This is a genomic window from Rhodoferax sp. U11-2br (assembly GCF_018619435.1).
Taxonomy (GTDB): domain Bacteria; phylum Pseudomonadota; class Gammaproteobacteria; order Burkholderiales; family Burkholderiaceae_C; genus Rhodoferax.
This window is the reverse complement of the sequence record NZ_JAHFZF010000002.1, coordinates 224,696-238,563: the sequence shown is the minus strand read 5'-3', so window position 1 is coordinate 238,563 and position 13,868 is coordinate 224,696. Positions and strand designations below refer to the sequence as shown.

At 60.9% G+C, this 13,868-nt stretch carries 14 protein-coding genes; 4 read left to right on the top strand and 10 right to left on the bottom strand.

The window, feature by feature from the left end:
* Positions 1 to 143: 143 nt before the first annotated feature.
* On the bottom strand, positions 144 to 584 hold the full coding sequence (locus tag KKO72_RS02380) for a DUF4148 domain-containing protein (protein WP_214935087.1): 441 nt from the start codon (positions 582 to 584) through the stop codon (positions 144 to 146).
* A gap of 203 nt (positions 585 to 787) precedes the next feature.
* Here KKO72_RS02380 and KKO72_RS02375 point away from each other — a divergent pair, with 203 nt between their 5' ends.
* The 3 genes from KKO72_RS02375 to KKO72_RS02365 all read left to right on the top strand — a co-directional run bounded on the left by KKO72_RS02375 (position 788) and on the right by KKO72_RS02365 (position 3,313).
* Positions 788 to 1,720 (top strand): LysR family transcriptional regulator, encoded by a 933-nt coding sequence (locus KKO72_RS02375; protein WP_214935085.1) that lies wholly within the window; start codon positions 788 to 790, stop codon positions 1,718 to 1,720.
* Between the two features lie 6 nt (positions 1,721 to 1,726).
* Positions 1,727 to 2,554, top strand: coding sequence for an AraC family transcriptional regulator (locus tag KKO72_RS02370; RefSeq protein WP_214935083.1), 828 nt, complete (start codon positions 1,727 to 1,729; stop codon positions 2,552 to 2,554).
* Positions 2,555 to 2,653: 99 nt separating this feature from the next.
* Positions 2,654 to 3,313, top strand: a complete 660-nt coding sequence (locus tag KKO72_RS02365) for a LysE family translocator (protein ID WP_251140398.1) — start codon at positions 2,654 to 2,656, stop codon at positions 3,311 to 3,313.
* On the opposite strand, the gene KKO72_RS02360 is transcribed toward KKO72_RS02365, so the two are convergent.
* From KKO72_RS02360 to KKO72_RS02335, 6 genes are all read right to left on the bottom strand, one after another.
* A complete protein-coding gene (locus KKO72_RS02360; protein WP_214935081.1) occupies positions 3,296 to 3,661 on the bottom strand; it encodes a DUF3325 domain-containing protein in 366 nt (121 codons plus the stop codon). The two genes, KKO72_RS02365 and KKO72_RS02360, sit on opposite strands and share 18 nt — an antisense overlap.
* Entirely contained in the window at positions 3,658 to 5,349 is a 1,692-nt protein-coding gene (locus KKO72_RS02355; RefSeq protein WP_214935079.1) for a PepSY domain-containing protein, read from the bottom strand. The genes KKO72_RS02360 and KKO72_RS02355 overlap by 4 nt, the downstream gene beginning before the upstream one ends.
* Positions 5,346 to 5,627 (bottom strand): hypothetical protein, encoded by a 282-nt coding sequence (locus tag KKO72_RS02350; protein WP_214935077.1) that lies wholly within the window; start codon positions 5,625 to 5,627, stop codon positions 5,346 to 5,348. Before KKO72_RS02350 ends, KKO72_RS02355 begins: the two co-directional genes overlap by 4 nt.
* An 8-nt stretch (positions 5,628 to 5,635) precedes the next feature.
* Positions 5,636 to 8,002 (bottom strand): TonB-dependent receptor, encoded by a 2,367-nt coding sequence (locus tag KKO72_RS02345; RefSeq protein WP_214935076.1) that lies wholly within the window; start codon positions 8,000 to 8,002, stop codon positions 5,636 to 5,638.
* Between the two features lie 122 nt (positions 8,003 to 8,124).
* On the bottom strand, positions 8,125 to 9,213 hold the full coding sequence (locus KKO72_RS02340; protein ID WP_214935074.1) for a FecR domain-containing protein: 1,089 nt from the start codon (positions 9,211 to 9,213) through the stop codon (positions 8,125 to 8,127).
* Positions 9,214 to 9,332: 119 nt separating this feature from the next.
* Entirely contained in the window at positions 9,333 to 9,839 is a 507-nt protein-coding gene (locus KKO72_RS02335) for a sigma-70 family RNA polymerase sigma factor (protein ID WP_214935072.1), read from the bottom strand.
* A gap of 206 nt (positions 9,840 to 10,045) precedes the next feature.
* On the opposite strand from KKO72_RS02335, the gene KKO72_RS02330 reads away from it, so the two are divergent.
* Positions 10,046 to 10,684, top strand: a complete 639-nt coding sequence (locus KKO72_RS02330; protein ID WP_214935070.1) for an MBL fold metallo-hydrolase — start codon at positions 10,046 to 10,048, stop codon at positions 10,682 to 10,684.
* A 107-nt stretch (positions 10,685 to 10,791) separates the two neighbouring features.
* On the opposite strand, the gene KKO72_RS02325 is transcribed toward KKO72_RS02330, so the two are convergent.
* The 3 genes from KKO72_RS02325 to KKO72_RS02315 are packed head-to-tail and all read right to left on the bottom strand — an operon-like array spanning position 10,792 to position 13,837.
* A complete protein-coding gene (locus KKO72_RS02325; RefSeq protein WP_214935068.1) occupies positions 10,792 to 12,075 on the bottom strand; it encodes a TRAP transporter large permease in 1,284 nt (427 codons plus the stop codon).
* The gene (locus KKO72_RS02320; protein ID WP_214935065.1) at positions 12,072 to 12,791 is read right to left on the bottom strand and encodes a TRAP transporter small permease; all 720 of its coding nucleotides are present in this window, start codon (positions 12,789 to 12,791) and stop codon (positions 12,072 to 12,074) included. Before KKO72_RS02320 ends, KKO72_RS02325 begins: the two co-directional genes overlap by 4 nt.
* Before the next feature lie 50 nt (positions 12,792 to 12,841).
* Entirely contained in the window at positions 12,842 to 13,837 is a 996-nt protein-coding gene (locus tag KKO72_RS02315) for a TRAP transporter substrate-binding protein (protein WP_214935063.1), read from the bottom strand.
* Positions 13,838 to 13,868 lie beyond the last annotated feature (31 nt).

Below are 13,868 nucleotides of genomic sequence, written 5' to 3'. Positions count from 1 at the left end.
TGCTGAGGGTTCATTGATTCTATTTTTGGCGATATGTTTTGATAACCAGCTGATTTGGGAAATACTGTTCCAAATTCGAAACAATGAACCCTTGATGGGCCTGGGTTTCCCCAGGCCTGGTGGCCAGATCGGCCACTGCTATCTCAGTGGTGGCCGTAGATCTTGCTGAAGTCGTCGCCACTGCGTTGTGCTTGTTCCAGCTCGGCCAGCACTTGGGCACGGGTCACGCTTGATGTCACAGCCTTGGCCGGGTATTGGCTGGGGTACAACTCATTGAGCAACTTGCCGGAGTCACCGTCGGCCACGATGTCACCCGTGCGTTGCGCTTCTGCCAACTCGGCCAGCACTTGGGCGCGGGTCTTGCCTTGGGTCACGGCTTTGGCTGGGTATTGGTTGGGGTACAACTCGTTGAGCAACTTGCCAGAATCACCGTTGGCCTGGATGTTGCCGGTGCGTTGGGCTTCCAGCAATTCAGCACGGACTTGGTCACGTGTTTTGGGGGCGGACAAGTCGGCAGCGAATGTATTGCCAGCCACCAAAGCAGCCAAAGAGAGGGTCAGAGCAGAGAGTGTTTTGCGGTTCATGATGAATTTCCTGAAAGAGTTTAAAAATCTCGGCAGACAATTTTTTGAGGTCTGTCCGGGTTCTTCGAAACACGGTGTTGAAGGTGTTTCGTCGATGGGATGAACTGTAAAGTTTCTGTTTAAGAAGAAAAATAGCGTCTGTGTCATCGCTGTGTTGCTATTTGCGAAATAATCAAAGCCTTGAAATTTCATCTCGAGGCACCATGGACCGATTGCTGTCAATGCGGGTTTTTCAAAAAGTCATCGACGAAGGTGGCTTTGCGGCTGCCTCACGCGCGCTCGACATCTCGCCTGCGGTGGTGACGCGCCTGGTGGCTGACCTGGAAGACCATCTGGGCACCCGTTTGTTACACCGTAGCACCCGGCGTTTGTCACTCAGCGTGGCGGGTGAAGCTTATCTGGCGCGGGTGCGCCTCATCCTGCAGGACATTGACGAAGCCGATAGCCTGGCCAGTTCACAAACACACGAGCCCGAAGGCATCTTGCGGGTGTTGGCACCACCGGTGTTGGCCACCCATGTGCTTGCGCCACTGATTGCAGATTTCAGGCAGTTACATCCGAAGATCCAACTCAACATCGAGGTGGCCTCGTTCAAGGAGCCACCGATTGAGGACTACGACATCACCTTGCTGCCCACCGAGGCGGACTTTGATGCCGACCTGATTGCCCGCAAGATTTCCGCCACTGAGGCCATCCTGGTGGCCTCACCCGCCTACATCCAGCGCAAGAATGTGCCTGTGGTTCCGCAAGACCTGGCCCACCATGAGGTGTTGCGCCTGACCATGTCGAGCCGACCACAAGGCACCTGGCGCCTGTTCAATTCGGCGCGTCAGGACGAGGCACTGGATGTGGCCGTGCAGCCCGTCCTGTGGAGCAACCACACCGACACCTTGATGCGGGCGGTGCTGGATGGCGCGGGCATCACCTCGGTGGCGGTGGACCTGGCTGCCCCCTACCTGTCGAGTGGCCAACTGATCCGGGTGCTGCGCCCCTGGATCACTGGCCGCCTGGCCATTTACGCGGCCCTGCCCAGTCGGCAGTTCCTGCCCGAGCGCACCCGTGTGTTCCTGGAGTTCTTGACCGAGCGCACACGCCGGGAAGCCAGTAGCGCTGTGTTGGCCTGCGAGGCTTGCTGATCCGCGATGACCAGCCGCCCAGCCATACCCATTTCCTCTGCCGCCAGCGCCGAGTTCTGGCGCGACCCGGCCTTACCGTATGCCGAGAGCCGCCGGGCCTGCCACAGCCGCGCCTGTTACAAACCCCACAGCCACCCGAGCTTTTCTGTGGGCGCGGTGGACCAGGGTTCGAGCCGTTTCACCGGCGCAGGCACAGGGCCCTCGGTCATCCAACCCGGCACGGTTGTGTGGGTGCCAGCCGCCCACGTCCATGCCTGCAATCCCCTGCCCAACACAGCCTGGAGTTACCAGATGCTGCATCTGGAGGCCAGCTGGCTGCAGGCCCTGTGGCAGGAATCCGGCGTGCCTCCACTGCAGACGGTGCAGCTGACCCGGGATGCCGGTGTCTACGCGCAGTTCTGCCAGCTCAATGCTGTTTTGTTTTCTGACGTCAGCGCGCCAGAGAAGGAAATCGCCCTGATCGAGTTCCTGGGTGAATGCGTCAGCCAGGGACAGCCAGCCTCGCCGCCGTCCCTGACCCAACACCGCCGCAACAAATTGCAACCCCTTCTGGCGCATGTGCAACACGAGGCGGATGCCCTGATCTCGTTGACGGAGCTGGCCAAGATGGCCGACATGAGCCGTTACCAGCTGATCCGTGCCTTTCGCCACGCCACCGGTTTGACTCCCCATGCCTACCAGCTGAACCAACGCATCAACCAGGCCCGCCATCACTTGCGTGCAGGTGAGCCGCTGGCCGACATCGCCTACCGGCTGGGCTTTGCCGACCAAGGGCATTTTCAGCGTGTGTTCAAGGCCCATGTGGGTGTGACACCTGGGCGTTACCGGGCCTAGTGTCGAGGTCAGCCCGGCACCCAAGGGTGCAATTTTCTTCAAGACAGCGGCAGCGCTGGGCGGCAGACTCCGGGGCTTTGCTCTTGAGGAAGTTGGACCATGATCCAGTCGTTTGTGATGCTTGCCCTGGCCCATTTTCTGGCCTTGTTGTCGCCCGGGCCGGATTTCTTTCTGGTGGCCCGCACCAGCGTGTCTGCTGGGTGGCGCGTGGCAACCGGGGTTTGCCTGGGCATCGCGCTGGCCAACGGGGTGTTCATCGTGGCAGCGTTTGTCGGCGTCTCCGTCTTGCAGCCGGGGAACGCGCTCTTTATGCTGCTGCAGCTGGGCGGTTGCCTGTACCTGCTGTACATGGGGGTGATGTTCATCCGCCATGCAGGTCACAGCCCGTTGCGCCAGATGGCACGCAGCACCGGGCCAACGGCCGCATCGGTCCGCCTGTGGTGGCGAGGCGCGGGCATGGGTTTTGTGTCGGGCATCCTGAACCCGAAGAATGCGCTGTTTTATGCCAGCCTGGCCACCGTGGTGGGTGCCAGCCAAAGCAGCCCGGCCCTCAAGATCGGTTACGGCCTGTGGATGTTCAGCGTGGTGCTGTTGTGGGATATTTTGATAGCAGCAGCCATAGGCAACAAAAGGGTTCTGAGCCAATTTTCCAAAACACTGCCGTGGCTGGAGCGGGTGTCGGGTGGGGTGTTGGTTGTGTTGGCGATGGGGGTGCTGGCCACGATGGTGATGGGACGGATATCAGGCTGGCACGCTTGACTGGGTTGACGCCACAAATACCAGCATACTGCAGGCACCACCTGCCGCGGCGATGCCCATGGCCAGTAGTGGCCGCCAGGCCCACAGGCCAGCCACCAGCAAAGCGCCTGTTGACAGATAACCCAGCCAGGCCACCCAGCCGACGCCTGGGCCCCAACCGTCGATGCAGACGCGTAATGAGGCGAGCAGCAACAGACCAGCTGACAGCCGCAGCGCCCAACGTAGGCGAAACGGCACGTCGCGGCGCCCTGTAAGCTGTTCATGGTGGCGGTCCATGGCCATACACAGTCCAGCCATGCCTGCGTAGGCCAAGCTCAGGGCCAGTGCGGTTGCGGGCAGCAGGTTCATGGTCTCTCTCCGGCTGGACCCAGAGAGGGGTGTACCGTACGACGCGGCTGCCCTGCCTTGCCTGTGCGCAGCAGCAGTGCGCCCCAGCCAGCCAGCAGGCCGAAGGCCATGCTGGTGAGTTCAACCCCCGCGCTTTCCCAGTCGCCGCGTGCCATTTCGGTGACAAGGTGCTCACCCGTTGTCAGCCCGTTGAGCAGTGGCAGCAGCAGGCACGCTGTCGCCAAGGTCCAGAGTTGCTCACGCCAAGCCGTGTGTGGTGGCCGTAACCATGCGTGGACGAGTGTCACCAGCCAGATGCCGAAGAAGACCCGCAATTCCCAGCTGGCGCGCTGCTCGATCATCAGCGGCAACAGCCGGTTGGCCCAGAGGTAGCCGATGCAGGCGAGCGCCAGGCCGGTGATGGCCGCGATGTTGAGCGCCTCGATGCATCGGTACACCTGCGCGGTTTGTCCGCCGAACTCGTGCAAGGACTTGTTGCGCCGCTTGACCATGAACAGCACCGCGCCCGTGCCCATCATGGCGGTACCGGCCAGGCCGCACAGGAAATACAGCCACTTCATGGGCCATCCGCCCAATCCGGCCATGTGCAGGTTGCTCATGACCTGGCTGACGAAGCTGGCGCTGCCATCGGCACTGCCCCCTGGTAGCCGCAGCTGCAGCACCCTGCCATCGGGTGCAAATGCCACCATGCCGGTGGTGTCTGACATACGCCGCACCAGATCCTCTGGATCGTTCCAGCCATAAACGCTGATGCGCATGCTGGCATCTCCCGGATGATCCACCACCACAGCACGCACCGGCTGTCCTATCAAGGCTTCAGCCTGCGCCGCGAACGGATCCAGCGCGGGTACGGGCAAAGGTCTCCCGCTACGTGGCTGCAGTCCCGGCGCGCTCAACTCAGTTGTGTAACGCAGGTGCGCTCCTGTGTCGTTGCCATAGTGCGCCCAGACACCGGCTGGCAAGTAGGTGGTCGCAGTGAAGACGATGCCGGTGTAGGCGATCATGAACTGGAACGGCAAACTCAGCACGGCCACGGCGTTGTGTGCATCCAGCCAACTGCGCTGGCCCTTTTTCGGCCGAAAGGTGAAAAAGTCTTTGAAGATGCGTTTGTGAGTGATGACACCAGAAACCAGCGCCGCCAACATCACCATGGCGGCGAAGGCCACCACCCACAGACCCAATGTGCCGCTGTGCAGGTTGTAATGAAAATCGACGAAATGCTGCCCGCCCAAGGTGCCGCGCGCAGGCAGCGCCGGGGGTGGTTCGGGTTGTGGCGCACCAGTGTTGGCAGCCAACTTGGCCTGGGCATAACGGTGCTGGTCATCGAACCAATACACCTTGAGTTCACCGCCACCTTCGGCATCGGCTGGCCAGATCTCCCACATGTCTTTGCTGGGGTGGTGTTGGGCCATGTAGTCGCTGGCGTAGGCCAGGCGCTGGGCCCGGCTGGCAACCGGGGCGGTGGCTGGCAAAGAGGCGCGGGCAGCTTCTTCTGCTTCTTCTTCGGCATGGTGTTCGGGCGACATCCAGTGGGTGATCGGCTCCTCGAAAACCGCCAACGACCCCGTCAGGAATACCGCAAACAGCAGCCATGAGAACCACAGGCCACACCAGGTATGTAGCCAGGCCATCGCCTGGCGCAAGCCGCCCGTCGCCGCCCCGGTTTCAGGCAGGTGTGTCGCCCTCATGTGGCAGTCTGCTGCAGCGCCAAGCCCAGAGCTGTCAGCAGGACAGCGGGCAACAGCAGGCCCGCAGCCACACGCCGCAAGTCGGGCTCAGTGAACACCCAAAGTGCCGCCACCAGATGCACCACAAAACCCAGCAGTGTGGCCGTCAGCACGGCCTGCGCGCGCGGCTTGGGCAACAGCGACGGCAACGCCATGGCGAAGGCCGAGGCCAACGCATAGCCGGCGAAGACCGCCAGCAGCACGCGCACGGCAAGACGTTGACCAGGTCCCCCTGTCACGGCTCGCCTCAGAACGCCATCCGTGCCGACAGGCTCAGCGTACGCGGTGCACCGGGCACCGCGTAGTTGTCACCGTTGTAAACCCAGTACTGGCGGTCAGCCAGGTTCTGGATCGCACCGGTGAAGGTCACCTCCTTGCCGCTGATGCGTGTGACGTAATTGGCGCCTGCTTCGAGCACTGTATAAGCTGCGATGTTGTAGCTGTTGGTGGTGTTCATCGCGGCTGAGCCGACGTACTTGCCGCCCAGCGACAGGCCCAGGCCAGGTACCCCGGCCACCCGCCAATCGGCGCGCAGTGCGGCCTGCACATGCGGCGTGCCGGTGGTGCGTTTGCCTTCCAGCCCCGAAGTGTTTTGGACATAGGTTGAATCCAGCAGCATCACACCACCTGCCAGCGACAGATCACGTGTCAGGCTCAGGCGGCCATTGATGTCCAGACCCTGGTAGCGTGTGATGCCGTCCTGGACGTAGTAGTTGGCGGCGTTGGTGTATTCGGCCGTGCGATCCAGCCAGAACAGTGCGGCGGAGCCGCTCCAGTTGCCGTGTTCGATTTTGTAACCCACTTCGTATTGCCGACTCGTGATCGGGCCCATCACTTCATACGCATTGGCGGTTGTCACACCGGCGGTCCCACCTTGTTCCAGCGACTCGACAGCGCTCACATAGAGCGTGGTGTCGGTGCTGGGTTTGAACAGCAGCGCGACGGTAGGCGTGAGCGGGTTGCGCTCATAACGCTTTGTTGTGGTACCCGCCTGGTTGAGGCTGACCTGGTCGAACTTGGTGTAACGTGCGCCCAGGATCAGCGACCACTTGTCGTTGAACGACAGCGTGTCACTGGCAAACAATGCCGTTTGTGTGATGACGCTGCTCTTATAAAGCGGATGATCTGCCGCACTGCCGGTGATGGCGAGAGTTGAGTCGGTGTAGATGTTGCCAGAGCCAATGTTGGCGGTGTAGCTTGACGCGCTGTCTGAGTGAGTGGTGAGTTCCTGGCGCGCTACACCAAAGGTCAGGTCATGATCGATACCGCTGGTGTGCAACTTACCTTGGACCATCGCTTGCAGCACATCGTAGTCTGAACCGAAGCGGTAGTCGCCTCGGTCGGCGGTGTAGTTGCCGTTGAGGTTGTTCACATACAGTGTGCTGTAGTTGTAGTCGATGTCCCGGCGCGTGGTGCGCCAGGAGAAATTGGCGTTCCAGTCGGGCGCGAAACGCCACTGCAGGCCAGCGGTGGCAATGCGGTCAACGGTGTTGTAGTAGCTACCCTCTGGCTGAGTGGCCAGTGTCGGGTCGACCGGCGTCGGCATGGCTTGCAGCGCACTCAGGTCAACACCCCAGAAGTTGTTGCCGCTGGACCGGCGTTTTGAATACAACACGTCGAACGTCGCCGTGAGGTCGTTGGTGAGGCGTGCGTCCATGGCCAGCGAGACCGTTGTCCGGTCCAGCTTGCCGCGATTGACATAGGTGTCGCCTTCTTCATGGGCCAGGTTAAACCGGTAGCCGAATCGTTTGTCCTCGCCGAAGCGCCCCCCCATGTCCAGGTGTTCAGACCAGAGTGAACCAGACTTGTAGCCCACGGCCACACTGGCTTGGGTTTCCTCGGTTGGTCGCTTGAGAACATAGTTGACGGTGCCGCCGGGCGCACCGAAGCCATACATGAAGCCGCTCAAGCCTTTGAGCAGATCAACCCGCTCAAACGGCTCCATCGGCATGGTGTTGCCCCAGCTGGCCACAGGCAGGCCGTCGACCTTGAAGCCGTTGCTGCTGTCCAGACCCAGACCGCGCACACTGAACGAGGCACTTTGGCCGTATTCACCACCGGTTAGCTGTGTGGAAGCGTCGTAGCGCAAGGCCTGCTCGGTGGTGGTGACCAGCCGCTCCTCCAACTCGTCGCTGCCGACCGAGCTGATGGAGAACGGCGTATCCAACACACTGCGACTACCCAATGCGCCAGAGGAGGTTTTGCTCTTGAGGCTGGTGGCCAGGCCGACAGCTTGTGAAGTGACGGTCACAGGCGCCAGAGTGGCATCGCTACCGGACGGTGGCACATCACGGCGAACCACGACCTCCGCACCTTTCACGTCCGCCACCAAACCACTGCCAGCCAGCAATTGGCCCAGTGCCTGGCGCACCGTCAGGTTGCCCAGTACCGCTGGCGCCTGTTTGCCGTCCACCAGTGCGGGGTTGACCAGCAATTGCAGCCGGGCTTGGCGGGCAAGTTGGTTGAGCGCACTACCCAAGGGCTGCGCCGAGAGCGAGAGGCTGACGATCGGTGCGGGTGCCGCAGACTGGGCAACAGCGGTGCCAGTCAGGCTGGCAAGTGCCAAGGCCATGGCCAGGGCGACAGGGGCGGGGCGAAAATGGGGGTGCACCATGTGGGTAAAGCTCCAGAAGCAGAAAAATGAGGTTCTGCTTTGGAGACGCAGCAAGTGCCTGCGTGTTGAGGTCCGACGTGAAATATTTTGCGTTGTGTGCAGCCTCACACTGGCGCCATGCTTCAGATCCGGCTGGCAACGATCTCGGTCACGCCGTCTGCGTTGTGCAGTCGGACCGGCAACACCTGTGGCAACGCCCGCTCAAAGGCGTCAAGTCGGCGCAGGTCGAAGCTGCCGCTGATACGCAACGCCGCAACCTGCGGGTCACGAACCAGCAGGCGAACATCGCTGTAACGAGCGAATTCGGCCAAGGCGACGGCCAGCGGCGTGTTGTCAAAGTTGACGCGACCCTCACGCCACAGAGCGGCTTGAACCGTGCCCTCTTGTTGCACCGGGCCGAGCCCGTTCATGGCGTTAGCCACAAGCGATTGCCCGGCCGTGAGGTCGGCCATGCTGGACTGGTGCGCGCTGGCAGGGGCCTTGCTGCTGGTCGCCACGCGCACATGGCCCTGCTCCACTACCACACCCACATCGCCTTCGTGCAAACCAGAGCGGGTGTTGCGCACCGAGAAGCGTGTACCAACAACAGTCACACGAACCGCACCGGCCAAAACGGTGAATGGGTGGTCAGGGTCTGGCTGGACAGCAAACTGTGCCTGGCCTTCGGGCAGCTTGACTTCTCGCCGATCACGGTAGTACGTGACCTCAGCACGGGTGGTCGTGTCCAGCCACAGTTGGCTGCCGTCAGGTAGGCGGATTTTTTTCTGTTGGCCTCGCACGGTGGCGTAGCTTTCTGTGAAAGTGGGCGTATCACGCCACTGCTCCCAGCCCCACCAACCCCCACTGACCATCGCGAAGGCGATGGCTGCGGCCGAAAGCTGGGGCAGCCACGCGTTCAGTGTCTCGCCAAAACGCCAGCGGCTTTGAGCCACCTTCTGCTTGACGGGTGCCGGGGGCAGTGCCGACGTGGTGGGCAGTCGCTGCCAAAGCCGCTCAAACTGCTGGAAGGCTTGGGCATGGCGGTCATCGGCCGCCAGCCAAAGCTGGAACTGCCTCTCCTCCTCCGGTGTGAGTCCATCCTGGCGGCGGACCAGCCAGTCGGCCGCTGCCGCGTCCAGCGGGTCCTGTTGCGCCATGAACGCCGAGTGTTCGTCCGCTTCGTCCGTATGCAGGCGATGGGGCGAAGAAGGCGGAGTAGGACGGTGGGGCATGGGTCGTGATGCAGGCTGTTCAAAGAGTAGACGCATGAGCGTGGCATCAGTGGATGTCACCGTCCACAAGCCACACGTCAAGCACGAGTGTGCCAGCCTTTTGCAGCATCCAATGGGGTCTAGAGCTTGCCGTTGTGGTTGCCCTGCATTTGCGCATCACATGCCTTGCAGGCCAGGACCGCCCGGATGACGTGTTGCGCCACCATGTTGCGCGAGATGCCCATCTGGTCGGCAATTTCCTGGTGCGACAGGCCGTCGAATCGGTTCAGCATAAAAGCTTCACGGCAGCGCTTGGGCAACTTGTTGATGACGTCGAGCATGGCTAGGGCTTGTTGGCGAGCGTCCAGCGCCTGCTCCGGCTGGCACATCTGCGGCGCGTGCGGATGCTCCTGTTCGCTCAGCGCGTCCAGGCTGTCGTGCAGACGCAAGGTATCGCGCCTGTGCTGGTCTGTCAGCAGGTTGCGCGCCACGCGATAGAGCAGCGCACGTGGTTCGGTCACGATCTGTGAGCGGCTGAGTGCGATCACGCGTGCGTAAGTTTCCTGCACCACATCAGCCGCAGCGTCGCGGTCCTTGAGTGCCTGGGCACAAAAGTTCAGCAGTTCTCGGTAATAGTGGATGTGCATGAGGGGCGCGCAAGGAAACATGTAAATGCGAATTACTCGCATCATATGCGATGCGACTTGTGGCTCATTGACGGCGTCATTCCTCAAACACAGGCTGATGACAAAGGGTCAATGGTGAGTGCCCGGATGCACAAGGCGCGATGAGTGTGATCAGAGGCATACTCAGAGAAAACGAACCCTTTGTTCTCAGCCACTTTTTTTTAACCATGTTCCAGTACCTCACCATTCCCGTCACCGCGTTTGATCAAAACTGTTCCCTGGTCTGGTGTGACCAGACGCAACAGGCTGCGGTGATTGACCCGGGTGGTGATCTCGATGTGATCCTGGCTGAAGTCAAGCGCCTGGGCTTGACGCTGGGCCAGATCTGGCTCACGCATGCGCACATCGACCACGCGGGCGCTGCAGGTGAGCTGGCGCAGCGCCTGGGTTTGCCGATCATCGGCCCGGGTGAGGGGGATCAGTTCTGGATCGACGGCCTGCCCAAACAAAGCCAAATGTTTGGTTTTCCACCGGCCCAGCTGTTCACGCCGACGCGCTGGCTGCACGATGGTGACACCGTCACCGTGGGCAACTGCACGCTGCAGGTGCGGCATTGCCCGGGGCACACGCCGGGGCATGTGGTGTTTTACTCACCCGAGGCCAAACGTGCGTTTGTCGGTGATGTGTTGTTTGCGGGCTCGATTGGCCGCACTGACTTTCCGCAGGGGGATCACGCCACGCTGATTGCCAGCATCAAAAACCGCTTGTGGCCGATGGGGGACGACACCGTGTTCATTCCCGGCCATGGACCCGAGAGCAGCTTTGGCCGCGAACGCCGCACCAACCCATATGTGACCGACCAATGATGCTGCGAATTAGGTAGCTATATGCCCTTATGAATAAAGGGCTAGAGGCCAATTTGACATAAAAAAAGCCCGGAGGTTCCGGGCTTTTTTGTGAGTGGCAGGTGGTGCTACATCATGCCCAGCATACGCGGGAACCAGGTCGACATCGCAGGCCAGTAAGTCACCAGGCCCAGGAAGGCCAGCATGGACAGCAGCCACGGCCACACCGCCACCGTCAGCTCGGTGATGCCCATCTTGGTGATGCCCGAGGCCACGTACAGGTTCAGGCCCACCGGCGGGTGGCACATGCCAACCTCCATGTTCACCACCATGATGATGCCAAAGTGCACCGGGTCAATGCCCAGCTTCATTGCCACCGGGAACAGGATCGGCGCGAAGATCAGCACGATGCTGGACGGCTCCATGAAGTTGCCCGCCAGCAGCAGGATCACGTTCACCGCCAGTAGGAAGGTGACCATGCCCAGGCCGTTGCCCAGCATCCAGTCGGCCAAGGCCTGCGGGATGTTTTCGTTGGTCATGATGAAGCTGAACAACACCGCGTTGGTGATGATGTAGAGCAACATGGCCGACATGTTGGCCGAGTTCAGCAGCACCTTGGACACGTCTTTCAGGCCCATGTCCTTGTAGATAAACACCGCCACGATAAACGCATACACCGCGCTGATGGCCGCCGCTTCCGTGGGCGTGAACATGCCGCTGTAGATACCGCCCATCACAATCACGATGAGCAGCAGACCCCAGACCGAGGCCTTGAAGGTGCGCCAGCGTTCACCCCAGCTGGCCTTGGCCAGGCGTGGGTAGTTGTATTTGCGGGCACGGTACCAAGTCACGCCCCCCAGCACACCGGCCAGCGCCAGCCCGGGCACCACACCGGCCATGAACAGGGCACCGACCGAGGTGTTGGTGGCCACCGAATACATCACCATCACGATGGACGGCGGAATCAGGATGCCCAACGCGCCCGAGGTGGTGATGACACCGGCACCAAAGCTTTTCGGGAACCCGGCCTTGACCATGGCTGGCAGCAGGATCGAGCCAATCGCCACCACGGTGGCCGGGCTCGAACCCGACACCGCGGCAAACAGGGCACAGCCCAGCACCCCCGACAGCCCCAGGCCGCCGTACCAGTGCCCGACCATGCTGGAGGCAAAGTTGATCATGCGCCGCGCCACACCGCCGTGGGTCAGGAAGTTGCCCGCCAGGATGAAAAACGGGATCGCCATGATCTCGAACTTCTCGATACCGGTGAACAGCTTGAGCGCCACCGACTCCAGCGGCACTTCGGTAAAGCCAAACAAGAAGGTCAGCACGGTCAGGCCGAGCGAGATCGAGATCGGCATGCCGGTGAGCATCAGCGCCAGCAGCAGGATAAAAATGATGGCAGCGTTCATTTGCGTTGGCCCTCTTCGCGGGCTTTTTGGCTGGCGGCGTGCAAGCTACCGTCCGGACGGTGATGCAGGTCACGCGGGTGCAGGTTGTCGCTCATGGCATACGGGTTGGCGTCCACGGCAATGGGTTCGTCCTCTTCCAGACCATCGACATGACCATGGTCATGGTGTGGCAACTCGCCGGTCTTGGCAAAGGTGACCAGCACCTGCAGGAAACGAAAACACATCAGGCTGGTGCCCAGAGGGATGGCGCTGTAGACCATCCAGGTCGGCCACTCCAGGTCGGGGGTGGTCGGGCCTTCAGGTACATCGGTGAGTGTCAGCCCGAGCCAGGTGTAGATGTCGTAGTGGGCGCCGTTCTCCCAGACAAAACGTGTGCCCAGCACCGCCACAATGGCGGTGAACAAGGCGCCGGCAGACAGGCCAAACATGACAAATTTGCCACGTGTGGGCTTGCTCAGCCGGTTGATCAGCACATCCACACCGACGTGGATGCCGGTGCGCACACCGTAGGCGGCGCCGAACTTGGCCATCCAGACAAACATGATGATGGTCAGCTCTTGCGCCCAGCTCATGCTGATCGACAACAACCAGTCCTGCAGGCCCGGTATGGCCAGCCCCGCAGCATAACGGTGCAGCACCGCCACAAAGATGATCAACGTGGCGCCGGCCATCAAGAAGGTCACCAGCCATTCTTCCAGGTGATCGAGGAGTTTCATGGGAGCAAACACGGCAGAAACGTCTTTATCGGGATGAACAACAGATCAACTCAGAGCGTGCTGGGGTCAAAGCCGGTGGCTTGGTAGATCTGTTGCAGGGTCTCCTTGCCAACACGATCTGCCATCTTGGTGTGTACCGGTGCCATGGCTTTTTTCAGGGCCAGGCGTTCGTCCTTGGTCGGCACATAGACCGTGGTCTTGCCGCTCTTCTTGACACCATCCAGCGACATGTCGTTTTCTTCCTGGGCAATCTTGTTGGCGTAGACCGTGGCTTCTTTCATGGCTTGTTCCAGCTCGCCGCGCACATCGGCGGGCAAACCGTCCCAGAACTTCTTGTTGACGATCACCGCGTAGCCCAGGTAACCGTGGTTGGTCAGGCTCAGGTGTTTTTGCACCTCATGCATCTTCTGGGTGTAGAAGTTGGAGATCGGGTTCTCGGTGCCATCCACCACGCCGGTCTGCAGGGCCTGGTAGACCTCCGAGAAGGCCATCACCTGGGCAATACCACCAATGGCACGGATCTCTTCTTCCAGCACCTTGGAGGACTGGATGCGGAATTTTTTGCCCTTGTAGTCAGCCACGGCCTTCAGAGGTGTGTTGGCCGAGAACGACTTGAAACCGTTGTCCCAGTAAGCCAGGCCCTTGATGCCCCGGGGTTCCAGCTTGGCCAGCAGCGCTGCGCCCACCGGTCCTTGGGTGACCTTGTGCAGGTCGGCCGTGTCATCAAAAATGAAAGGCAGGTCAAAGGCCTCGAACTCTTTGACACCCAGCGGGCCAAATTTGGCCAGCGACGGCGCCAGCATCTGCACCGAACCAATCTGCAGCGCCTCCATCTCTTCCTTGTCTTTGTACAAAGCGCTGTTGGCATACACCTCCACCTTGACCTTGCCCTTGGTCAGCTCAGCCGCCCTCTGGGCGAAAAAGACCGAGGCTTTGCCCTTGGGGGTGTCAGCCGCCACCACGTGGCTGAATTTGATGATGGTCTGGGCGCTGACGCTCATGCCGACAGCGAGCAAGGCAGCGGCGAGGATGGCTTTGAGTTTCATGTTTGTCTCCTGTTGTAAGGGATGGATTTTT